Below are 23,214 nucleotides of genomic sequence, written 5' to 3' on the forward strand. Positions count from 1 at the left end.
ATGTTGACCGATCTCATCCGCAATCACCGCAGCGTCGACGCCGTGGAGATCCCGCCGGTGGGGTGGAAGGCGCACGCGGAGGGCGTCGACAAGCTCCTGCGTAGCTTCCGCGCGGTGCCGAAGGATAAGCGCGTACGTCTGGCGAAGAAAACCTCGAACCTTTTCCGCGGACGCAGCGGCAAGCAATCAGGGCTGGATGTCTCTGGCCTGGGCGGGGTCATTGAGGTCGATCCGATTGCGCAGACCGCCGAAGTCCAAGGCATGTGCACCTACGAGGATCTCGTGGACGCAACTTTGCCGCACGGCCTCATGCCTTTCGTCGTTCCGCAGCTCAAGACCATTACGCTGGGCGGCGCTGTGACGGGCATGGGCGTGGAATCCACGAGCTTCCGCGATGGGCTGCCGCACGAATCCGTGCTGGAGATGGATATCCTCACCGGCACGGGTGAGATTCTCACGTGCTCGCGCGAGGAGAATGTCGATCTCTTCCGCCTCTTTCCCAACTCCTATGGTTCCTTGGGCTATGCGGTGCGCCTGAAGATTGAGCTGCGCGCGGTGAAGCCCTACGTGGAGCTGCGTCAGGTGCGCTTCCACGACTTCGACTCACTCACGCGCGTGCTTGACGACGTCTCCCGCACCCGCACCTACGACGACATCGAGGTGCACGGTTTGGATGGCGTGGTCTTCTCCCTGGAGGAATCCTACCTCGTCATGGCCCGTTTTACGGATGAGGAAGGACCGACCTCCGACTACACGCGGGATAAAATCTTCTACCGCAGTCTCCAGCACGCCCGCGGGATTCGCCGCGACCGATTGACGGTGCGCGATTACATCTGGCGCTGGGATACTGACTGGTTCTGGTGCTCGCGCGCATTCGGGGCGCAGAACCCCCGCGTACGCAAGATGTGGCCGCGACAGCTGCGCCGCAGCTCCTTCTACTGGAAGCTGGTGCGCTTGGAGCGCAAGTACGAGCTGGAATACAACTTCATCAAGAAGCCGAAGGGCCTGCCCCGCGGGGAGCGAGTCGTCCAAGACATCGAGGTCACTCCGGAGAACTTGCCGGAGTTCTTGGACTGGTTCTTTGCGGCTTCCGATATACAACCGGTGTGGCTGTGCCCGATTCGGTTGCGCGAGGGCGTCGAAGACCTCGTTGGTACGGGCACGCTGGCCGCTGATTCCCCGGCCCCGTGGCCGCTGTACCCGCTGCGCCCGGGCCAGACCTGGGTCAACGTGGGCTTTTGGTCAGGCGTAGAGGGAAATCACATCGATCCCTCCGCTCCGGGCAACGGCGCCTTCAACCGCGTCATCGAGGCGAAAGTCAGCGAACTCGGCGGGCATAAGTCGTTGTACTCGGAAGCCTTCTACTCCCCCGAGCAATTTGCCGAACTCTACGGCGGTGACCTACCAGACCGCATCAAGGCCGTCACCGATCCGGATGGCCGCTTCCCCGGCCTCTATGAAAAGACGGTCAACGACGCCTAACATTCCCACAACCGAAACTGCACCTGCACCTCAGCCGCATAAACTTCGTGCCATAAGGTTCCTCTCAAAAGGCATTAGTACCTTTTGAGAGATGCCATTTGCGGCCCTCCCCGCGAAAACTCCCAGGTCAACACATAACAATCGGACCATAAGGTGCTCCTCAAAAGGTACTAATGCCTTTTGCGGCCTGCTGGAGTGCCCCGAAAACACCAAAAGCCCTCCCGAAGGCCACTCGGAAGTAGCGCCACGGGAGGGCGATGGCTCTCACAGAGCCTGGAGAGAATTACTTGGTTGCGGTGGCGGTGCCGCCAGCAGCCTCGATCTTCTCAACAGCAGACTTGGAGAACTTGTCAGCGGTGACGTTCAACTTAACGTTGATCTCACCGTTGCCCAGAACCTTGACCGGCTGGTTCTTGCGAACCAGGCCAGCAGCAACGATGTCCGCAACGGTGACGTCGCCACCGTTAGCGAAAGCCTCTGCGAGGTCAGCAACGTTGACTACCTGGTACTCAACATGGTTCGGGTTCTTGAAGCCCTTGAGCTTCGGCAGACGCATGTGGATCGGCATCTGGCCACCCTCGAAAGCAGCGGAAACCTGCTTACGAGCACCGGTGCCCTTGGTACCGCGACCAGCGGTCTTACCCTTGGATGCCTCACCGCGGCCGACGCGGGTCTTGGGCTTGTTGGAGCCTGCGGCCGGGCGCAGGTCGTGGAGCTTGATGATATCAGCCATGGTTTACTCCCCTGCCACTTCTTCGACGGTGACCAGGTGACGCACCTTGTGAACCATACCGCGGATGATCGGGGTGTCCTGCTTCACAACAGAGTGACCGATGCGCTTGAGACCAAGCGACTCCATGTTTGCGCGGTGGTTCGGCTTGGTGCCCACAAGGCCCTTTACCTGAGTAATCTTCAGAGCCATTGCTTATGCCTCCTGACCTGCGCGCTTGCGCAGCATCTGGGCCGGTGCGACCTCCTCGAGGGACTTGCCACGACGTGCGGCAACTTCCTCCGGACGAACCAGCTGCTTGAGGCCGTCCACGGTAGCGCGGACGACGTTGAGAGCGTTGTCGGAGCCCAGGGACTTCGACAGAATATCCTGCACACCAGCGCACTCAAGCACCGGACGAGCAGCACCGCCGGCGATGACACCGGTACCCGGAGCGGCCGGCTTCATCATGACGATGCCAGCGGCGTCGCGACCCTCAACCGGGTGGGTAATGGTGCCAGCAATCATCGGGACGCGGAAGAAGTTCTTGCGAGCCTCTTCTGCACCCTTCTGGATTGCGGCCGGGACTTCCTTGGCCTTGCCGTAGCCGACGCCCACCATGCCCTGGCCGTCGCCAACGACGACGAGAGCGGTGAAGGACATGTTGCGGCCACCCTTAACGGTCTTAGCGACGCGGTTGATGGTCACAACGCGCTCGATGTACTTATCGCGCTCGTTGTCCTGGTGGTTGCGGCGGTCGTTACGACGGCCGTTGTTGCGACCCTTGCGGTCGTTGTTGTTCTCGGCGGAGCGTCCGCCGTCACGCTGTTCACGGTCCGACATTAGGCGTTCCTTCCGTTGATGTTTCCGTATGCCTTAATCATTAGAACTGCAGACCACCTTCGCGAGCGGCGTCGGCCAGCGCGGCAACGCGGCCGTGGTACTTGTAGCCTGCACGGTCGAAGACGACCTGCTCGATGCCAGCGGCCTTGGCGCGCTCAGCGATGAGCTGGCCTACCTTGGCAGCCTTGGCCTTCTTATCGCCCTCGAGTGCACGCACGTCGGCTTCCATGGAGGAAGCGGCAGCCAGGGTGTGGCCGGCCAGGTCATCGATGACCTGAACGTGCATGTGGCGGGAGGAGCGGTGAACGACCAGACGCGGTGCCTCAGGGGTGCCGCGGAGGGTCTTACGGATGCGGAAGTGGCGGCGCGCGCGTGCTTCACGACGACGCGAGGAAATGTCCTTGCCAACCGGGGTGCGCTTTGCGTTTTCAGTGTTAGCCATTGCTTACTTACCCGTCTTTCCGACCTTGCGGCGGACTTGCTCGCCGTCGTAGCGAATACCCTTGCCCTTGTAAGGATCGTCCTTACGCAGGCGGCGGATGTACGCGGCGACCTGTCCAACCAGTTGCTTGTCAATACCAGATACGGAGAGCTTGGTTGCGCCATCCACAGCGAAGGTGATGCCCTCCGGAGCCTCGATGAGGATCGGGTGGGAGTAACCCAGAGAGAACTCTAGGTCCTTACCCTTCTGCTGGACACGGTAACCAACACCGAAGATTTCCATCTTCTTGGTGTAGCCCTCGGTCACGCCAACAACGGCGTTGTTGACCAGGGAGCGGGACAGACCGTGCAGGGCGCGGTTCTTGCGGTCGTCATCCGGACGGGAGACCTTGATCTCATCGTCCTCGACGGCTGCGGTGATCGGCTCCGGCAGCTCAACCTCGAGGGTGCCCTTGGAACCCTTAACGTTGACAACCTGGCCGTTGATGGTGATCTCGACGCCCTTCGGGACGGCGATAGGTGCTAGACCGATACGAGACATGTGTCAATCCTCCCTTACCAGACGTAGGCGAGAACTTCTCCGCCTACACCCTTCTCCTGAGCCTGACGGTCGGTGAGCAGACCCTGGGACGTGGAGATGATGGCCACGCCCAGGCCGCCCAGAACCTGCGGCAGTTCGGTGGACTTTGCGTACACACGCAGACCCGGCTTAGACACGCGACGCAGACCCGAGAGGGAACGCTCACGGTTGTTGTACTTAAGCTCGAGGGACAGCTCGCGGCCCTCGACGGAGTAGTCAGCGATGTAGCCTTCCTGCTTCAAGATCTCAGCGATGTTCGCCTTGAGCTTGGAGGTCGGCATCGACACGACGTCGTGGTGCGCATTAGATGCGTTGCGCACGCGCGACAGCATGTCGGCAATAGGATCAGTCATAGTCATATGAGTGACCTTTAACCTTTCTCGTTGCGGTTCCCATAATGCTCACCAAAGCGTTTTCCGTGTGATTTCGGGCTACTCACGCTCCCCGCAGTCAATACCGCGAGGCGCTCGCCACCCTTTGATACAGACAACGGTCCGCTATCTACGGCGAGGGGCCTACAACAAAGTAGATGATTTTCAATTCTTCCGGCTTGGCACGTTTCCGCACCTCCTGCACTGTTTTCGCGGCGCAGGAGTGGAAAAATGCAAGTCCGTCGGATTACTCTACCCGCTGACATGCAGTTTTCCAAAACGCGTTAGCATAGGAAGCCATGAGCGAAACACCTGATCCGATCCGCACCGCCCATCAGTGGCTGGAAGAGGCCGCCGAGCTAATCGGAGTCTCCCCTGAGGAGGCCACCGCCCTGGTCAAGGAACTTCTCGATCTGACCAAGGACGTTGCGCATACCCAGTCCCGTCCCGCTGCTCCCCTGACGGCGTACCTAGTGGGCTTAGCTTCCACAAACCCCCAGGAAGCCCGCGCGCATATCGCCACGTTGAAGGAGGCCCTCAACCGATGAGTGGTCGCGTCAACGCCACCTTCGCCGTAACAAAGGTGCGCCTCAACGAAGACGGGCAGGTCATACAGGTCGATACGCGCGGCGATACCGTCACGGGCGAAGAGCCCTTGGAGATCCGCGTGGGCGGGCAGACGTTGACCACGACGATGCGCACGCCGGGCCACGACGTCGAGTTGGCCCACGGTTTCCTCCACTCGGAAGGCCATATCAGCTCCGCAAGCGACCTCAAGGAGGCCCGCTATTGCGCGGGCGCCTCCGCGGACGGGCGCAATCCCTATAATCTGCTGGATGTCGAGCTAACTAACCCGCACGCCATCACGCTGGCTGATCTGCGCCTGACCACCACCACATCCGCCTGCGGGGTGTGCGGCACTTCCTCCATCGAGGCGCTGATGAAGCAGAGCCGCTACGAGATTCCGCAGGTGCCGGTGGATCCGGGGGTCGTCGCCAAGCTGCCCGAGACCCTGAAGCGGGAGCAAAAACAGTTCCGCAAGACCGGCGGCATTCACGCCGCTGGGGCCTTTACTCTCGACGGCGAGCCCATCGTGGTGCGCGAGGACGTCGGCAGGCACAACGCCGCCGATAAAGTCATTGGCCACCTACTCATGGAAGGCATGCTACCTGCCAGTGACCTCATTCTCGTCATGAGTTCGCGCGCCAGTTTCGAGCTGGTCAACAAAGCGGCGATGGCCGGCTTTGGCATGCTCGTTGCGGTTTCGGCGGCTTCCTCCCTAGCCGTGGAAACCGCCCGGGAGACCGGCATGGCGCTGGTTGGCTTCGCGCGCGGCGACCGCTTCAACCTCTACTCGGGCGAACTTAATCGCGGTACGCTTCCGGGCCAGAGTTAAGCCAGGCATACACGCCGCCAATAAGGAAGCCGCCGCCGATGAGGTTTCCCACCCACACGATGGACCAGTTGGCCAGGACCGCACCGAGAGTAAAGCCCTCAGGCAGCGGACTGGCACAGAAGAAGGTCAGGGTCATCAGGCAGAAGTTGGCGATAACGTGCTCCAGCCCCAGGCCCACAAAGCAGGCGATGATCGGCACGATGACGAAGAACTTGGATACCACATCCTTGGCAAAGACCGCGCCGACGATAGCCATGTTGACCACGAAGTTGGCCAGCATAGCCTCCACCAGCAGCCCGCCTGGGCCCTTGATGAGCTTGCCCATCGCGAGGTTTGCGATGAGATGGTTCGGGTCGATGTCGCCCAGCTTGGCCGACATTCCCATGGCTGCGGCAAAGAGGGCGGCACCAACCAGGTTGAACAGCGTCGTCACCACCAGCAGCCACAGGGCCTTGCCCCAGCCCACCTGCTTTGCTGCGGCGCCATAGACCATGTACATCATGTTGCCGGTGGCCAGCTCCGCGCCAAGAAGGACGATGGCAAACAGTCCCAAGCCGAACAGGCATGCAAAGACCAGCGAGCCCAGACCTTCCACATGCTTCTCGACGCCCATCCCCATCACCGCAGCAAACGCCGTGCCGATAGCGAGGTACACGCCCGCCAGGGTGGAGCGCACGGCAAAACGGGCGAAGGATTCATCGAGCAACGTGACCTTCTTCTTCACCGCAGCTGCCACAGCGTCATTCAGGGACATCATTCACCTCAGGGGAATCGTTAGTTCGCAGACGCCAGTAGTTTACTCCCCGCTTGTTCGATCCTCATAGGAAGCACTGACTCTGCCTTGCCCCCCTAGAAGGACGTGCAGGCGCAAAAATCCCCGGCCTCCTTGCGGAGTGCCGGGGATGGCCTTCGCCCTTCATCGGGCAAAAGAGTTCGCTACGTTACTTGAACGGGAAGCCGAGCTCGCGCAGGAGCTTGCGGCCCTCTTCGTCGTTGGTAGCGGAGGTCACGACGGTGATGTCCATACCACGCGGGCGGTCCACCTTGTCGATGTCGATCTCGTAGAACATGGTCTGCTCGCTGAGACCGAAGGTGTAGTTGCCGTGGCCGTCGAACTGCTGGTCGGAGAGACCGCGGAAGTCGCGAATACGCGGCAGCGCGATGGTCAGCAGGCGGTCCAGGAACTCCCACATGCGGTCGCCGCGCAGGGTAACGCGTGCGCCGATGGGCATGCCCTCACGGAGCTTGAAGTTAGCGATGGACTTCTTAGCGCGACGCACCTGCGGCTTCTGGCCGGTGATAGCGGTGAGGTCCTCGAGAGCGCCGTTGATCATCTTGGAGTCGCGGGCAGCGTCGCCCACACCCATGTTGACGACAACCTTGGTGACGCCCGGAATCTGCATCACGTTCTCGTACTTGAACTCTTCGTTCAGAGCCTTCTTGATTTCCTCGCGGTAGCGGGTCTTCAGACGCGGAGTGTAGTTCTCGCTCATTTTAGATGTCCTTCCCGTTGCTACGTGCGATGCGGACCTTCTTGCCGTTCTCGTCGAAACGGTAGCCCACGCGGGTCGGGTTGCCCTCGGAGTCAACGATCGCAACGTTGGACACGTGGATCGGAGCTTCCTGGGTCACGATTCCGCCGGACTCGGCGCCACGCTCGGTAGCGGAGTTAGCAACGTGCTTCTTGACGCGATTGACGCCCTCAACGAGGACCTTGTCGCGCTTCGGGTATGCCTCGATGACCTTGCCCTTCGCGCCCTTGTCCGGGCCCGAAATGACGATCACCATATCGCCCTTATGAATCTTCATAAGACTAGATCACCTCCGGTGCGAGAGAAACGATCTTCATGAAGCGCTTGTCACGAAGTTCGCGAGCAACCGGGCCGAAGATGCGAGTACCGCGCGGCTCGTTGTCACCCTTGAGAATAACTGCGGCGTTTTCATCGAATGCGATGTAGGAGCCGTCCGGACGACGGGTCTCCTTCTTGGCGCGTACGATGACGGCCTTGACGATGTCGCCTTCCTTTACGTTGCCACCCGGGATGGCTTCCTTGACAGTGGCGACGACGATGTCACCAATGCCAGCGAAACGTCGAACGGAGCCGCCGAGAACGCGGATGACGAGAATCTCTCGTGCACCGGAGTTGTCGGCGACGCGCAGACGCGATTCTTGCTGAATCACTATGGGTCTCCTGACCTGGATTAACGTGCGTCAAGATTTCCGTCCTTGACACACCTGGTCTACTTGCTTACGTGGCACAGGCTGTGCGACGAACTCGCTGTTCACAGCGGTCGAAGGGTCTCGGTGCGGCGATTCGGAAACGCATCGCACTGCACCGACCGGCCATATGCAACCCATACATTCAAGCATGACCTTGGCCATTTCCCCAAATCGCGCGCTGCACCACTTCCCTGGCCCACGACACTTCTCATCCCCTCAAACCCAAATGTGCAGACCTCAAAGTGCAGAGGCGCTGGTGGCGTCGTGAAGCGCACGCGCAGTGCTTGGCGACGACCAGCAGGTCTGCACTTCCAGGTCTGCACTTGTGGAAGCGGCGGACGGGCCCTAGGCCTTGTCCACTGAAGCGCCCCTAGGCCTTGGAGGCTGATGCGGCAGGTGCTGCATCAACAGGTTCCGGTTTCGGGTCCACGGTGAGAAGTGCCTCGCCGAAGGAGATCTCCTCGCCCGTGGCAAAGGCCGGCAAGACCGGGCCCGTCTTCTTCGAGTTGGACACGACGACCGGCGTGGTCACCGGGTAGTCGGCCGCCTTGATGGCCTCGATGTCGAACTCACAGAGAAGCTCGCCGGCCTTCACCTCATCGCCCTTAGACACGTGCGAGGTGAAGTGCTCGCCCTTCAGGTTCACGGTATCGAAGCCGATGTGCATGAGGATGTCCACGTTGTTGCCGTCGGCATCCTTGCCGCGCACGGCATAAGCATGCTTGGAGGGGAAGGTGACGGTCACCTTGCCGTCAATCGGGGAGACGAGGCGCCCCTCGGTCGGCTCGACGGCCGCGCCCGCGCCCAGCTTGCCGGCGGCAAACATCGGGTCCGAGACCGATTCCAAGGCAATAGCTTTTCCAGCCAGCGGGGAGGCCACGCGGAAGGCGTTCGGGTCGGCGGTGGCGGCAGGAACCGCGCCACCTACACCGGTGCCTTCAGCACCGGTCTCATCGGGGTCGATGGAACCATTCTTGGCAATCAGGTAGCGGCCATAGCCAAAGGCCACACCAAAAGCGAGGATCAAAGAGGTAAAGGCGCAGATAAAGAACTGCGTGTAATCCTCAGGGCGCATGGAGACAAAGCCGATGAAGCCGGCGGCGCCGAGGGCGGTTGCTTTGACGTCGAAAAGCGCAATGAGCGTCGCCGCAATCGCGGACGCGCCCATGCCGATGTAGAACGGCCAGCGCAGCCGCAGGTTCACACCGAAGATGGCGGGCTCGGTAATACCGAAGAGCGCGGACACACCCGAGGCACCGGACAGGCCCTTGAGCTTCTCAGAGCGGGCGAGGAAGTACACCGCCAAAGCCACGCCACCCTGGGCAATGTTGGCCACGGAAGCCACCGCGAAAATGAAGGAGCCACCCTCGTTCCACAGCATCGTCTCAATCGGCGGGAAGGATTGGTGCAGGCCCGTGATGACAATCGGCGAGTAGAACAGACCAAAGATAAAGCCGCCCACCGGGCCGGCGAAGGTGTACAGGTCATTAAGACCCGCGCCGAGCATATCGCCCGCAGTGCGCAGCACCGGGCCCACCGCGATGAAGGTGATGAAGCCCGTGACCAGCAACGTCAGCAGCGGGGTAAGCAGGAAGTCCACCGTGCCCTTGAGGTGCTTGTGCAGAAATTTCTCTATCGTGGCAAGAATCCAGGCAATGACCAGAATCGGCAGGATGGAACCTTGGTAGCCGGCTTGGGCCACGTCGAGGCCGAAGATGTTCCAGTAGGTCATCTCCCCTGCCTCGATGGTCGCGGCCACTTGGTAACCATTGACCAGGTCCGGCATCACCATCGCCATGGCCATGCCAGCGCCGAGGAATTCATTACCGCCAAAGCGCTTGGTGGCAGTAAAGCCCACCAAGATAGGCAGGAAGGCAAACGGCGCCGAGGCCAAGAGGTTAATAAGCCCGGCAACATCGGCCATAGCCGGGAACATCTCAATAACGGACTGCTCACCGAACAGGCCGTTGACGGTCATCACGTTATTGAGCGCCATGAGCAGACCGCCGCCGACCAGAATCGGGATGAGCGGCACGAAGATATCCGCGAGGACCTTCACCGCGCGGGAGAACCAGTTGCCGGAATCCGCGGCAATGTCCTTGAGCTTGTCGGTGGAGACCGCGATGTCCTTGGTGGTTATTTTGTTGAGCTGGTCAAAGACGATGTTGACATCGCCCGGGCCGACGATGACCTGGAACATGCCGCCGGCCTCAAAGATACCCTTGAGATCCGGATCGTTTTCCAGCGCGGCCTTGTCGACCTTCTTGCTGTCTTTCAGCACCATGCGCAGGCGGGTGGCGCAGTGCGCCAGCGCCACGATGTTGTCCTCGCCGCCGATGGCTGAGAGTATTCGCGCCGCAACCTGTGAGTGATCCATTCCGGCGTGCCTCCTCGGAGAGTGAGATGAACTAAATAGCGTCACCTCTTATTAGACACGCTGCCCAACATAAAGCCAAGTAATCGGGCGCAAATATAGGAGAGTTCACACCCTAACGGGCCTCCCAGCCGTTCCAACGAGCATCGCTGGCGCCAAAGACTGCCGACGCCCCCGCAATCCGCCCATCGCCCGCGAAGACCTCCACCGCGCAGCCATCCGCGATGAGCTCCACAGAACCCGCCGGGCACGGCACGACGCGCTCATCCTCACCAGAGCTCAGCCGCAACTCTCTCCCGCCGTAAGTGACGCGGAAGGCCTCGGCCCCGGAGTCGTCGACAAGCACGTACGTCCCCTCACCGGCCGTCAGCGTGGCTACCGAACCGAACCCCTCTCGCGCCGACTCCGCGGGCACTGAAGGAAGGGACCACAACGGCGCCTGGCGCAACCAGCCATCCTCCAGCCACACGCGCCGCGGCAGGGTCAGCGTGTGGACCCAGCCCTGGGCAACCGTCGGGGTGTCATCCTGCGCGGGCAACCCCATCCACCCGAGCATGATGGCCTCGCCATCCTTTTCCACCAGCTGTGGCGCATAAAACTGGTGGCCATAGTCCAGCTCGCTAAAACCTCGCTCCACGTGGAAGACCGTGCCCTCCAGACGGCCCACGAGGTAGCCGCACTGATCGGAGGAGGCGTAGTGCGTGGTGTCGTCGGCAAGCGCAGGCTCAAGACCTTGCGGGCAGATGACCAGGACGTCCTTGTCCTCCCCCGTCGCGCGGTCACGCATAGTGACGAGGTTGGGACATTCCCACATGTAGCCGCCCGGCACCAGGTCGGGGCTCAGGCCCGGCTCAGCGCCCGAGGTGTCAAAGGTGAGCGCACCTTGGAAGGACCACTGCGCCAGATCCTTAGAACGGTAGAGCACCACGTGCCCCGTTTCATCCTCCGCCTGGGCGCCGAGCACCATGCGCCAGCCGTCCTTGTCACGGGCGATCTGGGGATCGCGGTAATGCCCCGTGAAGCCCTCCGCGGGCCCATTGATGAGTGGGTTCGCGGGATCGTGCTCGTACACGCCGCCTTCTGGACCACCCGCATCTACGGCACGGACGCGGTTCTGCGAGGGAATCCGCGCGCCGTCGCGCTTCAGGTTGCCGGTATAAAACAGCCAGACATCTTCACCGTCGACCACCGCACCGCCCGAGTAGCAACCGTGGGCGTCGTGCTCACGGATGGGGTACAGCGCGTCCGGGTAGTGCCGCCACGGCTTCGCCTCGCTCAAGGAAGCCACGGCATGTCCCCAGCCCGTCTGCTTCGCTGCGTGCGGGAAGCAGGGGTCGTGCTGATAATAAACGTGCAGGTTGTCGCCGTCGATGAAAACTCCGTTGGGGTCATTGAGGCGGCCGGAGGGCGGAGAGAGGTGGAAAAGCGGACGGTAGTTCATGCTCTCGATAGTATGGGTTCCATGGACATTATGGTGTGTGGCGAAGGCCTCGTTGACCTCGTTCCGCGGGAGCACGGGCAGCTGGCGGACTTAACACCGGCGTTGGGCGGCGGTCCCTTCAACGTGGCGGTTGCGGCGGGGCGTTTGGGCGCTAGCGTGGGATTTCAGTCTCGGCTCTCGCGGGATGCTTTCGGGCAAGCGCTCATGGAGCGCCTTAGTGAGGAGGGCGTGGATACCTCGCTCGTGCAGCGGGGCGAGGAACCCACGACGCTGGCGGTCTGCAACATCGGCGAGGACGGCTCGGCCACCTATTCCTTCTACACGGAGGGCACGGCGGACCGCCTGGTAGAGCCTGTGCTTGCCGACGTCCCCTGGACCTGCTTCGGCACCGTCTCCTTGGCCCTAGAGCCCGGTGCTTCCCGTTATGCCGCGCTGCTGAAGGAGCTCGCCGCGAAGGGCACCAAGGTGGCGTTGGATCCCAACATTCGCCCCTTCTTCGCCACGCCGGAACATCGCGAATTCTTGCTATCGCTGCTGCCGCACGTCACGCTGCTGAAACTCAGCAAGGAAGAAGTTGAGTTCCTGGGTGAAGACGCGCTGACACAGGTGCCTGTGGTCGTAACCACGCGCGGCGCGGAGGGGCTCAGTGTGCGCACAGATTCGGTATCGGTGCAGGTCCCGCCGGTCACGGTAGAGGTAGCGGACACCATCGGCGCCGGTGACACGGTGATGGCCGCGCTGCTCAGCCAATTGGTGGAGCGGGATATCAACGCTTTGGGCGCCGAGGAGTGGCGGGAGATCCTGCACTTTGCGGCGACGGCCGCAGCCATGACGGTCTCCCGCACGGGCGCGCAGTCGCCCACGTTCTCTGAGGTGGAGGAACGCTTATGAAATACCCCCTGCGCGCCGGCATACTGCACGGCCTACTTTTCGTACTGGTGGGCGTGGCCTTTATCCTGCCGGTGCTCTTCGGTAGCGCGGCACTACTACCGGTGCCGCTGGCGGCGTGGGCCTCGGTATTGCTTTCCGCACTCGCGCTTGTCGACGCCTCCTACCACGCCTTCTCCCCCTCCCAGCGCCCCACCCGCGGTTTGCGCGCGCTTTCTGCTGTTGGGGGCGTTGCACTCATCAGCGGCTGGCTGGTGTGGCTGCGGATCTACAACACCATCGACTTGGTCAGCGCTATGCCCTATCGCATCGGCACCTTCCTTCTCGCAGTAGGTGCGGTGCTCAGTGCGTTTTGCCTCGCTATCGCGTTGACGCACCGGGGTGAGCGCTAGCTACTCGGCCGCCTCATGCTGAAGTGTTGCGGCTCTAACGGCTGCGCCGCGCTATTGGACCTCGTCGGGAGTATAATCCACGCGCAGCCCACCCATCGGAACACTCACATCGCTTTGCCACCAGCCGCGGTCGGGTTCAAAGGGCAGTGTGACGTGCTTGCCTTCGTAGCCCGCCCACGCGCCCTTTTCAAGGAGCCCAATGCATTCCTTGCCCGCGTAGGTTATCGTCTCGCGTTTCGGGCTGCCGCTCTTGAAGCCACTCAGCGTGGTGGGCGCGTCTAAGGCCAAGACCCAGACCTCTTCCGACGCGTATTCGGGCAAGACAATGCCTGGCTCACCGCCGTCGAGATCGCCTGCCTCAGCCTTGTACACCGTGCCCGAGACGGTGGAGGGGACATCGGCAGGATTGCCCTCGCCGCGGACGCGATCCTTCCGATACACGCACTTTTCGATGCCGCTGGCGGCGGAGTTCCCTGCGCCGTCTTTAGCTGCGTCTTGTGCATGGGATGGCTTCGGGCCTGAATCAGCAGCCCCAGGTCTATAGCCCGCTGGCAGCGTCGGGTTGGGCCCGGCAGCTTCAGTGCTCGGCTGCGGCTGCGCGTCCGATTCCGGTTCGGCCTGCGTAGTTGAAACGTCCGCGGCAGATTCCACAGCCGGGGCGTCGGCAGCAACGGGGGCAGTCTCCTCCGCGGCACAACCGACGAGGGCTGCCATGGAGGAAGCGCAGGCAAGGGTTAGCAAAGAACGAGAGAACGCGGACATAAGGAGAATGACCTTTCAAGAGATGAACGGCCTTACCCTAACACGTTCCCGCAGCTTAATCCGCATACCTGGAGACCGCTCCCCTGTCAGGCTGTTGTCTGTAGCGTGTCGGATGTGGGAGCGAAGAGCGCATGAAAAATGGCCCCCACGGTCACCGTGGGGGCCACTGCTATCGAGGAGAGCTAGATTTTACTTAGCCTTCTCAACGATCTCGACGAGACGGAAGTGCTTGTCCTTGGACAGCGGGCGAGTCTCGGCGATGAGAACGCGGTCGCCGATGCCGGCGGTCTCGTTCTCGTCGTGCGCCTTAACCTTCTTGTTAGTGCGCATAATCTTGCCGTAGAGGGCGTGCTGCTTGCGGTCCTCGAGCTCGACAACGATGGTCTTATTCATCTTGTCGGAGACAACGATGCCGGTGCGGGTCTTGCGAGCGCCCTTTTCCTTCTTAGTGTTCACGTTTGCCTCACTCATGATTAAGCCTCAGCTCCCGGAGCAACGGACAGGCCCAGCTCACGCTCGCGCAGAACGGTGTAGATGCGGGCGATGTCGCGCTTAACCGTGCCGATGCGGCGGTTGTTGGTCAGCTGGCCGGTGGCCTTCTGGAAACGAAGGTTGAAGAGCTCTTCCTTCGCATCCTTCAGGCGGTTTTCCAGCTCAGCGTTGTCGAGCTCACGGAACTCGTGGGCGGGGGTACCGGTAGCCATTAGAACTGGTCCTCCTTCTTGATGATGCGGACCTTGCACGGAAGCTTCTGGCCGGCGCGGCGCAGAGCCTCGATGGCGGTAGCTTCGTTCGGGTAGGTCATCTCGAAGAGGATGCGGCCCGGCTTAACGTTGGCAACCCACTTCTCGACGGGACCCTTACCGGAACCCATACGCACGCCGAGCGGCTTCTGGGTCAGCGGACGGTCCGGGAAGATGTTGATCCACACCTTGCCACCACGCTTGACGTGGCGGTTGATGGCAATACGTGCGGCCTCAATCTGGCGGTTGGTGATGTACGCCGGCTCGAGAGCCTGGATGGCGTAGTCACCGAAGTTGATGCGGTTACCGCCCTTGGACACACCCGAGCGGTTCGGGCGGTGCTGGCGACGGTACTTGACGCGCTTAGGAATCAGCATGGATTAGCCCTCCTGCTTCTGCTGTGCGCGCTGGCGACGCTGGCCACCACGACGCGGACGACCGTTGCGGTCACCGCGGCCACGGCCCTGCGCCGGAGCGTTCAGTTCGGACTCGCGGACGCCACCGACAACGTCACCCTTGTAGATCCACACCTTGATGCCGATGCGGCCGAAGGTGGTGTGGGCCTCTGCGGTGCCGTAATCGATTTCGGCGCGAAGGGTGTGCAGCGGAACGCGACCCTCGTGGTAGCGCTCGGTGCGGGACATCTCAGCACCGCCCAGGCGACCAGACAGGAGGATCTTAATACCCTTGACCTGCGGCTGGCGCATAGCGGACTGGATGGCCTTGCGCATTGCGCGGCGGAAAGCCACGCGGTTAACCAGCTGCTCAGCGACAGACTGTGCAACCAGGGTTGCGTTGGCGTCGACCTGCTTGACCTCGAGGATGTTGAGAGCAACCATCTTGCCGGTGAGCTTCTCCAGCTCGCGGCGGATACGGTCAGCCTCAGCGCCGCGGCGGCCAATCACGATGCCCGGGCGGGCGGTGTGAATGTCCACGCGGACGCGGTCGCGGGTGCGCTCGATGACGACGTCGGCGATGCCGGCGCGGTCGAGGCCCTTCTCCAGGTACTCGCGGATCTTGATGTCTTCGGCTACGTAGTTTGCGTAGTCCTTATCGGCGTACCAGTGGGTCTTCCAGTCGGAAGTGATGCCCAAACGTAGGCCGTGAGGATGGATCTTCTGGCCCATTACTTGGCCCCTTCCTTCTGGCTCTCGACAACCACGGTGATGTGGCTGGTGCGCTTACGAATCATGAATGCGCGGCCCTGTGCGCGCGGCTGGAAACGACGCATGGTCGGACCCTCGTTGGCATAAGCCTCGGAGATGACCAGGGTGCGCGGATCCAGGCCGAAGTTGTTCTCAGCGTTGGCAGCTGCGGATGCAACAACCTTGGCAACCGGCTCAGCGGCGCCCTGCGGAGCGTACTTCAGGATTGCAAGTGCCTCGGCTACGGACTTACCGCGGACCAGGTCGATGACGCGGCGTGCCTTCATCGGGGTAACGCGGACGTAGCGAGCCGTTGCGGATGCGGAGGTGATGGTGTCACTCATCGCTTATCGACGTCCCTTCTTGTCGTCCTTGACGTGACCCTTAAAGGTCTTGGTGGGTGCGAACTCACCGAGCTTGTGACCAACCATGGAGTCCTCAACGAACACCGGCACATGCTTGCGGCCGTCGTGGACGGCGAAGGTGTGACCGATGAAGTCGGGCAGGATGGTGGAACGGCGAGACCAGGTCTTAATGACCTGCTTGGTGCCGGCCTCGTTCTGAGCATCAACCTTGTTGAGGAGGTGCTCATCGACGAACGGGCCCTTCTTAAGGCTGCGTGGCATTGTTTACCTCCTCTTAGCGCTTCTTGTTCGGGCGACGACGGCGCACGATCATGTTGTTCGAGTAACGGTTCGGGTTGCGGGTGCGGCCTTCCTTGTGGCCCCACGGCGACACCGGGTGGCGACCACCCGAGGTCTTACCCTCACCACCACCGTGCGGGTGGTCAACCGGGTTCATAACGACACCGCGGACGGTCGGGCGGACGCCCTTCCAGCGCATACGGCCGGCCTTGCCCCAGCGGATGTTCATCTGGTCGGCGTTGCCAACCTCACCGACGGTGGCGCGGCAACGGATGTCGACGCGACGGATCTCGGAGGACGGCATACGCAGGATGGCGTACTTGCCTTCCTTACCCAGCAGCTGGATGGAAGCACCAGCGGAGCGGGCCAGCTTAGCGCCAGCGCCCGGCTTGAGCTCCACAGCGTGGATGGTGGTACCAGTCGGGATATTGCGCAGCGGCAGGTTGTTGCCAACCTTGATATCTGCGTTCGGACCAGCCTCAACGATGGTGCCCTGCTTCAGGCCCTTCGGGGCGATGATGTAGCGCTTCTCGCCGTCTGCGTAGTGCAGCAGAGCGATGTTAGCGGTACGGTTCGGGTCGTACTCGATGTGAGCAACCTTTGCAGGGATGCCGTCCTTGTCGGTACGACGGAAGTCGATCAGACGGTAACGGCGCTTGTGGCCACCGCCGATGTGGCGGGTGGTGATGCGGCCGTAGTTGTTACGACCACCAGTCTTGCTCAGCGGGCGCAGCAGGGACTTCTCCGGGGTCGAGCGAGTGATTTCCTCGAACTCGGACACGGAGGATGCGCGGCGACCCGGAGTTGTCGGCTTGTACTTACGAATAGCCATAATTCTTCCTTTTCCTTTCGGCTCTTCGGTGGGGCTTAAGCGCCTGCGCCGAAGACGTCGATGGAGTCGCTGCCTTCACGGAGCGTCACGTAGGCGCGCTTGGTGGACTTACGCTGACCGAAGCCGGTGCGGGTGCGCTTGCGCTTGCCTGCACGGTTCACGGTGTTCACGGAAGCAACCTTCACGCCGAAGATCTGCTCGACGGCATCTTTAATCTGGGTCTTGTTGGAGTCCGTGGAGACGTAGAACGTGTAGACGTTCTGCTCCATCAGGCCGTAGGACTTCTCGGACACAACCGGTGCGATGATGACGTCGCGCGGGTTAGCGAGCTTAGCCATTACTTCTCCTCCTTAGCTTCCTCGGCGGCGCCGGTAGCGCGCTCGACGAAGGTGTGCAGAGCCTCAACGGAGAACACAACGTCATCCGAGTAGAGGACGTCGTAGGTGTTCAGCTGGCCGGCGTCCAGGATCTGGACGTTCGGCAGGTTGTTGGCGCTGCGGCGAGCATTGATGTCCTCGCGGCCGATGACCAGAAGAACATTCTTGCGGTCGGTGAGGCGCTCGATGAAAGCCTTGGCCTGCTTGGTGGACGGGGTCTGGCCCGGGACGAGCTCCTCGATGACGTGGATGCGCTCGTTACGTGCACGGTCAGACAGTGCGCCGTAGAGAGCAGCCTTGATCATGCGCTTCGGGGTGCGCTGGGAGTAGTCACGCGGGACCGGGCCGTGCACGGTGCCACCACCGGTGTAGTGCGGCGCACGGATGGAGCCCTGGCGGGCGCGGCCGGTGCCCTTCTGGCGGAACGGCTTGCGACCACCGCCGCGGACCTCGCCGCGAGTCTTGGTCTTGTGGGTACCCTGACGAGCAGCAGCGAGCTGTGCGTTGACAACCTGGTGCATCAGAGCAATGGATGCCTCGGTGTCAAAGAGCTCGGCCGGCAACTCAACGGTGCCGTTGGTCTTACCGTCAGCGGTCTGGACGTCTAGCTTGAGGTTGCTCATGCGTGTGCACCGCCCTTCACTGCGGTCTTAACGGTGACGAGGCCACCGCGCGCACCCGGGATAGCACCCTTGATGAGCAGCAGGTTGGACTCGGCATCAATCTTCTGAATCTTCAGGTTCTGGGTGGTCACGCGGTCCTGGCCCATGCGGCCAGCCATGCGCTTACCCTTGAAGACGCGGCCCGGGAACGAAGCGCCACCAATGCCACCAACGCGGCGGTGAGCAGCCTGGTTACCGTGGGCAGCGCCCTGGCCTGCGAAGCCGTGGCGCTTCATGGCGCCAGCGTAGCCGTGACCCTTGGTGGTGCCGGTGACGTCAACGAAGGTAACGCCCTCGAAGATGTCCACCTTGACCTCCTGGCCGACCTCGTATGCGGAGGTATCGTCCATGCGGATCTCAGCGACGTAGCGGCGCGGGGTCACGCCAGCCTTCTTGAAGTGACCAGCGGCCGGCTTGTTGGCCTTGCGCGGGTCCTTCTCGCCGAAGGCAATCTGGATGGCGTTGTAGCCATCGGTTTCCTTGGTACGGATCTGGGTAACCACGCACGGGCCAGCCTCGACGACGGTCACCGGCACAACGCGGTTCTCCTCGTCGAAGACCTGGGTCATGCCGAGCTTGGTGCCCAGAATTCCCTTGATCTCGTTTTCACTCATTGTTTGTTCTCCACCAAATACGTTGTGTCGATCGCTTACTGGATATTCACGTCGACGCTTGCCGGAAGGTCGATGCGCATGAGGGCGTCAACGGTCTTCGGGGTCGGGTCGAGAATGTCGATGAGGCGCTTGTGAGTGCGCATCTCGAAGTGCTCGCGAGAGTCCTTGTACTTGTGCGGAGAACGAATAACGGCGTATACGTTCTTCTCGGTTGGGAGCGGCACCGGGCCGACAACACGAGCACCCGTACGGGTAACGGTCTCGACGATCTTCTTAGCAGAAGCGTCGATGGCCTCGTGGTCGTAGGCCTTCAGCCGAATGCGGATTTTTTGTCCCGCCACGCTTATCCTCTTCCTCGCTTCCCCACTTTCACATTCCCGGCGTATCCGGGGCGTGAAGCGGTGGGAAATTGCTTCTCGATTTCTCTATAACGTTGTCCGGGCTGGAAGCCATGGCTCAACGCCAGTTGTCTGACTGTCATGACGACCACGAGAGTGACTTAAGGCAAAGCCCAGAGTGCAGTGCTCGTGACGGGGTACAAGACCCGTAGTCAAAGTAAATAGGAAGAAGACTGGGGCGTTAGATCTCAACGATCCGCAACCAAAGTCTTATTCATATACTGCCGCTGTTTATTTGCCATGCCCCTTCTCCGGTCCATCTTCTCGGGGGTGTCTCTGCTCAAGCGCGGACCTAGCCCGATCGGATGACCTTCGCGTGTAGCTCTAAAAGAACCCCACAACAAAGGTGTCATGTTCGCCTTACCAGCAACAACGCCCTACAAGCTGGAGCCTGCGGCTACGTCGCTGTGTTAAAGCAACCCCTGTATTTAAGCACGTAACCTCGCGTTTTCCAAACCTATGAAGAAACAGTGGGTAACATCACGTTTTGGCCAAGGATCAGCTCCCCGCCTCCCCACGCTCCGCGTTCGCGGTTAAGCTCGTGACGTAGATACCAACATAAATCAACTACACAGTGAGAGGGAACCATCATGGCTGAAAACACCACCCCCAAGGACGTCGCCGAGCAGACCGCCCCGGCTGCCGACACCACCCCGGAGCGCAACAAGAACCTGGAAACCGATTTCGGCACCACCCGCATCGATGATGTCGTCGTGTCCAAGATTGCCGGCATCGCCGCCCGTGAGGTCTCCGGTGTCGCTGCCCTCGGCGGCGGTGGCGCCCGCATGATGGGCTCCATCCGCGAGTCCTTCGGCGCCTCCGAGGACGTTCGCCAGGGTGTGAGCGTCGAGGTCAACAACGGCACCGCCTCCATCGATATCGCCATCATCGCCGAGTACGGCGTGGCCATCCACGAGCTCGCCGAGGCCATCCGCCGCAACATCATGAATGCGGTCGAGCGCATGACCGGCCTGTCCGTGGACCGTGTCGACGTCGTCGTCCACGACGTCAAGCTGCCGCGCGAAGAAGACGAGTCCACCGAGGCAGCCCCGGCGGTTACCCAGGGCCAGGCATAACGTGACCTCTGCTGAGCTCACCCTCCCCATTGCCACGTCCATAGCGGCGGCGGTGACGGATCTAAGGGGCGTCGCCAAGCTCTCGCCCGGCCGGTTCGGGGAGGTCGCACTGCTCTTTCCTGGTGAGCGCGTGCACGGCATCCGCCGCCCTAACCCGCAAGATGACACGCACCTGGAGCTGCACATCGTCGTTGATGTCAGCGCAGGTGTTCCACTCGCCGAGCTTGGCGACGTCACCCGCACCACCGTCCGCACCACCTGGCCCGCGGTGCGCCGCGTCGACGTGGTCTTCGACGACGCGGTCTAGAAGGAACCGACATACAGAACTAAAGGAAAACCATGAAGAACTACACCTCCCTCGGCGTGATCGCTGGCTTGGTTCTGGCCTTTTTCATCTACCTCGGCGTGTGGTACGTCGCGCTCGCGGTGCTCCTCGCCGCGGTGGGCGGCGTCATCGGCGCGCATTTCGACGGCCGCATTGACCTCACCGCGGTGTGGAAGGGCGTGGTCGGCCAGGATAGAGGCCGAGGCTAGTGAGCACCGCCAAGCACGGCCGCACCCGCTTTTCCCTGCGCGCGATGGAGAAGGTCATTAGCTCCGCCATCGCGAGCGTGCCGGGAACCGCGGCTGTCGACGCCAAGTTAGCCGGCCTCGCCGGCCGCGCCTTCCCGCGCGTGATGGCGCAAATGGATCCGGATACGCAGATGGTGGCGGTCGATGTCGACATTGCTGTCTACTGGCCCTCCCCCGTCACCGAGGTTGCGAAGGCGGTGCGCGCAGCAATCCAGGAGGCTGTCCGCGATTTCACGGGCTTTCGCACCACTCGCGTCAACGTGACGGTGGGCGGCGCGGTCCCAGGCGAGCGCACAACCGCGCTGGCTGTTGAGACACGCACGCCGCTGTCGGCGCAGATTCCGGCGATTGTTCCGGAGCGTGCCTTGAAGCCGGTGGACGTGAGTCAGCACGCCGCGGTGCGTCAGGTGTCAACCCCTGTGCCGGTCCCGGTGCGCGGGGTGAGTGTGCCGGAGGCGGTGCGGGTGAGGGGCGTCGGCAAGCCTGCGGACGTTAAGGTACGCACGGAAGGTTTCGGCCCTGGCGAGAATCGCTACGAGGAGCTGCGCCCCATTCACACGGCCGAACCGCAGCCGCTGCGCGCGGTTACCGAGCCCGCGCCGGTGCAGGTTCGCTCGGTGCCGGCGCCACGGGAGTTCGCGCTGCGCCACGTCGAAGCACCCCGCCCGGTTGAGCCGCGCGGCGTGGAGCTTCCGCCCGCTGCTCCCCTACGCGTCCCGCATGCCACGCCGCTTCAGCTTCGCCCGATTACGATTCGGCCCTCGGCCGAATTCACCCGCCGGATAGACGTCCCGCGTCCGGTGCCGCTGCGCGCCATCACCATCCGCGAAGGAGGCCATCATGAGTGAGAAGTCGCTGCCCGCTGGCTTTGGCCAACGCCCGAAAGCCTCCCCGCCGGCACGCGGCTGGACCATCATCGTGGGCATCTTGCTGCTCGCGGCCGCCGTGGTCGTGGGGCGTGAGGCCTGGGTGATTGGTGCCAATGAGGGCGGAACCTCGTGGCTGCAGCCGTTCATCGACGTGATGTCCTCGCCGGAGATTCACACATGGATGCTCGTGGCCGGGGGCGTGGCGATCGTCGTCGGGCTGATTCTGTTGTGGGCGGCGTGTGCTCCGCGGAAGACAACGCACGTGCGGATTGGCTCCGAGGATGCGTCGATGTGGCTGCGCGCGGTGGATATTGCGCGGGTGGCGTCGGCAACAGCGCGTCGGGTGCCGGGGACCACGGCGGCGCGGAGTCGGGCGAAGATTACTAAGGAGCGCTCCCGTATTACGGTGACGGCCACGGGCGATGCTGATGATGCGCAGCTCAAGGAGCGCGTGTCTGAAGCGGTGACGGCGGCGCTGGCGGCCATCACTCCGGCTCCGGAGGTTACCGTGGTGATTGAGAATGAACAGGAGGATATCGCCAATGTCTAAGACGCTTGCGGGTGTGGACCGCGCGATACTTGCGGTGTTAGGAATCCTGCTCATAGCTTTGGGCGTGTGGCCGATTCTCATTCACTTCGACGTGCCCTTCGCAACGTACTTGGCCACGTGGGTGGACCACGACACGTGGGCTGGATTGCCAGAGCAGTCCTGGTGGCCCTTTGCGCTGGGCTTGGCGACGATCATCTGTGCCCTCACCGGCCTGTGGCTCGTGATTAGCAACCTGCGGCACCATCGGTTTAACTCGGTGCCCTCGGAGGAGTCGAATGAGGAGGGCGCGATTAAGACGGAGATGCCCGCGATTGCGGGGGCCGTGGCGGATACGCTCGCTGAGGTTGAGGGCGTGGAGAAGGTCTCGCGGCTGGTGGCCTACGACCGCTCGCGGCCGACGCTGCAGTATGAGGTGCTGGCGGATCCCGATACTCCACTGCTGCGCATTAAGGACGCTATTGAGGTCAATGACCGTGACTTCCGCGCCGCTTTCCCGGACGTGGATCTTGATACGCGGTACAAGGTTCATTTCACGAAGGTTCGCAACGCGGTCGCATAGGGTTCTTTCCTGCTCATAAGCAGCCACTGAGCTGGGTATTTGTCCCTCCGGTTGCGGGGTACATAGACCTGTTTTAGTCTCTGTGCCCATGGGGGACATTGAAACCTACATCCACCTCCGCAACTCGGGGATTGCACTGGTGGAAAACATACCTGGCACACCCGATGAACTCCGCACACTCGGAGCTTCTGCCTCCGATGCCGCCGAGCTTGCAAACCTTAACCAGGTGTACTTCGGCCCCACCCGCTTTAGCGGCAAACAACGCAAAGCCC

General features: G+C 62.0%; 35 protein-coding genes and 1 pseudogene. 12 read left to right on the top strand and 24 right to left on the bottom strand.

Annotated elements, in window-relative coordinates; genetic code table 11:
• Entirely contained in the window at nt 1-1,482 is a 1,482-nt protein-coding gene (locus tag HMPREF2978_RS11275; RefSeq protein WP_070745618.1) for an FAD-binding oxidoreductase, read from the top strand.
• A 283-nt stretch (nt 1,483-1,765) separates the two neighbouring features.
• Here the strand turns inward: HMPREF2978_RS11275 and rplO are convergent, their stop codons facing one another.
• The 6 genes from rplO to rpsH are packed head-to-tail and all read right to left on the bottom strand — an operon-like array spanning nt 1,766 to nt 4,414.
• The gene (gene rplO, locus HMPREF2978_RS11280) at nt 1,766-2,215 is read right to left on the bottom strand and encodes a 50S ribosomal protein L15 (RefSeq protein ID WP_070745620.1); all 450 of its coding nucleotides are present in this window, start codon (nt 2,213-2,215) and stop codon (nt 1,766-1,768) included.
• 3 nt (nt 2,216-2,218) lie between these two features.
• Nucleotides 2,219-2,404 carry a 50S ribosomal protein L30 gene (gene rpmD / locus HMPREF2978_RS11285; protein WP_010189565.1) on the bottom strand — a complete coding sequence of 62 codons (186 nt, stop codon included), beginning with the start codon at nt 2,402-2,404 and terminating at the stop codon, nt 2,219-2,221.
• 3 nt (nt 2,405-2,407) lie between these two features.
• Complete coding sequence (gene rpsE, locus HMPREF2978_RS11290) at nt 2,408-3,034, bottom strand: 30S ribosomal protein S5 (RefSeq protein ID WP_010189568.1); 627 nt, start codon at nt 3,032-3,034, stop codon at nt 2,408-2,410.
• Nucleotides 3,035-3,074: 40 nt separating this feature from the next.
• On the bottom strand, nt 3,075-3,476 hold the full coding sequence (gene rplR, locus HMPREF2978_RS11295; RefSeq protein ID WP_046648465.1) for a 50S ribosomal protein L18: 402 nt from the start codon (nt 3,474-3,476) through the stop codon (nt 3,075-3,077).
• A 3-nt stretch (nt 3,477-3,479) separates the two neighbouring features.
• Complete coding sequence (rplF, locus tag HMPREF2978_RS11300; RefSeq protein WP_049157327.1) at nt 3,480-4,016, bottom strand: 50S ribosomal protein L6; 537 nt, start codon at nt 4,014-4,016, stop codon at nt 3,480-3,482.
• A 14-nt stretch (nt 4,017-4,030) separates the two neighbouring features.
• Complete coding sequence (gene rpsH / locus HMPREF2978_RS11305; RefSeq protein WP_070527811.1) at nt 4,031-4,414, bottom strand: 30S ribosomal protein S8; 384 nt, start codon at nt 4,412-4,414, stop codon at nt 4,031-4,033.
• A 311-nt stretch (nt 4,415-4,725) separates the two neighbouring features.
• Between rpsH and HMPREF2978_RS11310 the strand changes: the two genes are divergently transcribed.
• Together HMPREF2978_RS11310 and fdhD are read left to right on the top strand one after the other, a co-directional pair.
• The gene (locus HMPREF2978_RS11310; RefSeq protein ID WP_070745621.1) at nt 4,726-4,974 is read left to right on the top strand and encodes a DUF6457 domain-containing protein; all 249 of its coding nucleotides are present in this window, start codon (nt 4,726-4,728) and stop codon (nt 4,972-4,974) included.
• A complete protein-coding gene (gene fdhD, locus HMPREF2978_RS11315) occupies nt 4,971-5,822 on the top strand; it encodes a formate dehydrogenase accessory sulfurtransferase FdhD (protein WP_070527805.1) in 852 nt (283 codons plus the stop codon). The genes HMPREF2978_RS11310 and fdhD overlap by 4 nt, the downstream gene beginning before the upstream one ends.
• Here fdhD and HMPREF2978_RS11320 read toward each other — a convergent pair.
• The 6 genes from HMPREF2978_RS11320 to HMPREF2978_RS11345 all read right to left on the bottom strand — a co-directional run bounded on the left by HMPREF2978_RS11320 (nt 5,791) and on the right by HMPREF2978_RS11345 (nt 11,858).
• The gene (locus HMPREF2978_RS11320) at nt 5,791-6,576 is read right to left on the bottom strand and encodes a formate/nitrite transporter family protein (protein WP_070745623.1); all 786 of its coding nucleotides are present in this window, start codon (nt 6,574-6,576) and stop codon (nt 5,791-5,793) included. The genes fdhD and HMPREF2978_RS11320 overlap by 32 nt on opposite strands.
• A 187-nt stretch (nt 6,577-6,763) precedes the next feature.
• On the bottom strand, nt 6,764-7,315 hold the full coding sequence (gene rplE / locus HMPREF2978_RS11325) for a 50S ribosomal protein L5 (protein WP_010189579.1): 552 nt from the start codon (nt 7,313-7,315) through the stop codon (nt 6,764-6,766).
• 1 nt (nt 7,316) lies between these two features.
• On the bottom strand, nt 7,317-7,631 hold the full coding sequence (gene rplX, locus HMPREF2978_RS11330; protein ID WP_005527724.1) for a 50S ribosomal protein L24: 315 nt from the start codon (nt 7,629-7,631) through the stop codon (nt 7,317-7,319).
• A 4-nt stretch (nt 7,632-7,635) separates the two neighbouring features.
• A complete protein-coding gene (rplN, locus tag HMPREF2978_RS11335; RefSeq protein WP_070527799.1) occupies nt 7,636-8,004 on the bottom strand; it encodes a 50S ribosomal protein L14 in 369 nt (122 codons plus the stop codon).
• Between the two features lie 409 nt (nt 8,005-8,413).
• On the bottom strand, nt 8,414-10,420 hold the full coding sequence (locus HMPREF2978_RS11340) for a sucrose-specific PTS transporter subunit IIBC (protein WP_070745625.1): 2,007 nt from the start codon (nt 10,418-10,420) through the stop codon (nt 8,414-8,416).
• 112 nt (nt 10,421-10,532) lie between these two features.
• Nucleotides 10,533-11,858 (bottom strand): glycoside hydrolase family 32 protein, encoded by a 1,326-nt coding sequence (locus HMPREF2978_RS11345; RefSeq protein WP_070527792.1) that lies wholly within the window; start codon nt 11,856-11,858, stop codon nt 10,533-10,535.
• Between the two features lie 21 nt (nt 11,859-11,879).
• Between HMPREF2978_RS11345 and HMPREF2978_RS11350 the strand changes: the two genes are divergently transcribed.
• Nucleotides 11,880-12,749, top strand: coding sequence for a carbohydrate kinase family protein (locus tag HMPREF2978_RS11350; protein WP_070745647.1), 870 nt, complete (start codon nt 11,880-11,882; stop codon nt 12,747-12,749).
• On the top strand, nt 12,746-13,138 hold the full coding sequence (locus HMPREF2978_RS11355; RefSeq protein WP_070527789.1) for a hypothetical protein: 393 nt from the start codon (nt 12,746-12,748) through the stop codon (nt 13,136-13,138). The genes HMPREF2978_RS11350 and HMPREF2978_RS11355 overlap by 4 nt, the downstream gene beginning before the upstream one ends.
• A gap of 51 nt (nt 13,139-13,189) precedes the next feature.
• Here HMPREF2978_RS11355 and HMPREF2978_RS11360 read toward each other — a convergent pair whose 3' ends face one another.
• From HMPREF2978_RS11360 to rpsJ, 12 genes are all read right to left on the bottom strand, one after another.
• On the bottom strand, nt 13,190-13,900 hold the full coding sequence (locus HMPREF2978_RS11360; protein WP_070527785.1) for a hypothetical protein: 711 nt from the start codon (nt 13,898-13,900) through the stop codon (nt 13,190-13,192).
• 189 nt (nt 13,901-14,089) lie between these two features.
• Nucleotides 14,090-14,371 (bottom strand): 30S ribosomal protein S17, encoded by a 282-nt coding sequence (rpsQ, locus tag HMPREF2978_RS11365; RefSeq protein ID WP_010189641.1) that lies wholly within the window; start codon nt 14,369-14,371, stop codon nt 14,090-14,092.
• 2 nt (nt 14,372-14,373) lie between these two features.
• The gene (gene rpmC, locus HMPREF2978_RS11370; RefSeq protein ID WP_010189642.1) at nt 14,374-14,604 is read right to left on the bottom strand and encodes a 50S ribosomal protein L29; all 231 of its coding nucleotides are present in this window, start codon (nt 14,602-14,604) and stop codon (nt 14,374-14,376) included.
• Nucleotides 14,604-15,020 carry a 50S ribosomal protein L16 gene (gene rplP, locus HMPREF2978_RS11375; RefSeq protein ID WP_070527782.1) on the bottom strand — a complete coding sequence of 139 codons (417 nt, stop codon included), beginning with the start codon at nt 15,018-15,020 and terminating at the stop codon, nt 14,604-14,606. Before rplP ends, rpmC begins: the two co-directional genes overlap by 1 nt.
• A gap of 3 nt (nt 15,021-15,023) precedes the next feature.
• On the bottom strand, nt 15,024-15,770 hold the full coding sequence (rpsC, locus tag HMPREF2978_RS11380; protein WP_010189644.1) for a 30S ribosomal protein S3: 747 nt from the start codon (nt 15,768-15,770) through the stop codon (nt 15,024-15,026).
• Nucleotides 15,770-16,132 (bottom strand): 50S ribosomal protein L22, encoded by a 363-nt coding sequence (gene rplV, locus HMPREF2978_RS11385; protein ID WP_010189645.1) that lies wholly within the window; start codon nt 16,130-16,132, stop codon nt 15,770-15,772. Before rplV ends, rpsC begins: the two co-directional genes overlap by 1 nt.
• 3 nt (nt 16,133-16,135) lie before the next feature.
• A complete protein-coding gene (gene rpsS, locus HMPREF2978_RS11390) occupies nt 16,136-16,414 on the bottom strand; it encodes a 30S ribosomal protein S19 (protein WP_010189646.1) in 279 nt (92 codons plus the stop codon).
• A gap of 13 nt (nt 16,415-16,427) precedes the next feature.
• A complete protein-coding gene (gene rplB / locus HMPREF2978_RS11395; RefSeq protein ID WP_010189648.1) occupies nt 16,428-17,264 on the bottom strand; it encodes a 50S ribosomal protein L2 in 837 nt (278 codons plus the stop codon).
• A 35-nt stretch (nt 17,265-17,299) separates the two neighbouring features.
• Entirely contained in the window at nt 17,300-17,602 is a 303-nt protein-coding gene (gene rplW / locus HMPREF2978_RS11400; RefSeq protein WP_046648478.1) for a 50S ribosomal protein L23, read from the bottom strand.
• Nucleotides 17,602-18,264: a 50S ribosomal protein L4 gene (gene rplD / locus HMPREF2978_RS11405; RefSeq protein WP_010189650.1), complete on the bottom strand. Its 663-nt coding sequence runs from the start codon at nt 18,262-18,264 to the stop codon at nt 17,602-17,604. The genes rplW and rplD overlap by 1 nt, the downstream gene beginning before the upstream one ends.
• Entirely contained in the window at nt 18,261-18,917 is a 657-nt protein-coding gene (gene rplC / locus HMPREF2978_RS11410; protein WP_070521756.1) for a 50S ribosomal protein L3, read from the bottom strand. The genes rplD and rplC overlap by 4 nt, the downstream gene beginning before the upstream one ends.
• Nucleotides 18,918-18,952: 35 nt before the next feature.
• Complete coding sequence (gene rpsJ, locus HMPREF2978_RS11415) at nt 18,953-19,258, bottom strand: 30S ribosomal protein S10 (RefSeq protein WP_003848085.1); 306 nt, start codon at nt 19,256-19,258, stop codon at nt 18,953-18,955.
• A gap of 647 nt (nt 19,259-19,905) precedes the next feature.
• Between rpsJ and HMPREF2978_RS11420 the strand changes: the two genes are divergently transcribed.
• From HMPREF2978_RS11420 to HMPREF2978_RS11450, 7 genes and pseudogenes are all read left to right on the top strand, one after another.
• On the top strand, nt 19,906-20,391 hold the full coding sequence (locus tag HMPREF2978_RS11420) for an Asp23/Gls24 family envelope stress response protein (protein WP_070745627.1): 486 nt from the start codon (nt 19,906-19,908) through the stop codon (nt 20,389-20,391).
• A gap of 1 nt (nt 20,392) precedes the next feature.
• A complete protein-coding gene (locus tag HMPREF2978_RS11425; RefSeq protein ID WP_070527776.1) occupies nt 20,393-20,698 on the top strand; it encodes a hypothetical protein in 306 nt (101 codons plus the stop codon).
• Between the two features lie 32 nt (nt 20,699-20,730).
• Nucleotides 20,731-20,925, top strand: a complete 195-nt coding sequence (locus tag HMPREF2978_RS11430; protein ID WP_010189668.1) for a hypothetical protein — start codon at nt 20,731-20,733, stop codon at nt 20,923-20,925.
• Nucleotides 20,925-21,812, top strand: a complete 888-nt coding sequence (locus HMPREF2978_RS11435) for an Asp23/Gls24 family envelope stress response protein (RefSeq protein ID WP_246818773.1) — start codon at nt 20,925-20,927, stop codon at nt 21,810-21,812. Before HMPREF2978_RS11430 ends, HMPREF2978_RS11435 begins: the two co-directional genes overlap by 1 nt.
• Complete coding sequence (locus tag HMPREF2978_RS11440; protein ID WP_070527773.1) at nt 21,805-22,383, top strand: DUF6286 domain-containing protein; 579 nt, start codon at nt 21,805-21,807, stop codon at nt 22,381-22,383. Before HMPREF2978_RS11435 ends, HMPREF2978_RS11440 begins: the two co-directional genes overlap by 8 nt.
• The gene (locus tag HMPREF2978_RS11445) at nt 22,376-22,942 is read left to right on the top strand and encodes an Asp23/Gls24 family envelope stress response protein (protein WP_070745628.1); all 567 of its coding nucleotides are present in this window, start codon (nt 22,376-22,378) and stop codon (nt 22,940-22,942) included. The genes HMPREF2978_RS11440 and HMPREF2978_RS11445 overlap by 8 nt, the downstream gene beginning before the upstream one ends.
• A gap of 88 nt (nt 22,943-23,030) precedes the next feature.
• Nucleotides 23,031-23,214 (top strand): annotated as a pseudogene (locus HMPREF2978_RS11450) (HNH endonuclease); the annotation flags it as partial.

It is taken from the genome of Corynebacterium sp. HMSC074C01, assembly GCF_001814605.1.
Lineage (GTDB): Bacteria > Actinomycetota > Actinomycetes > Mycobacteriales > Mycobacteriaceae > Corynebacterium.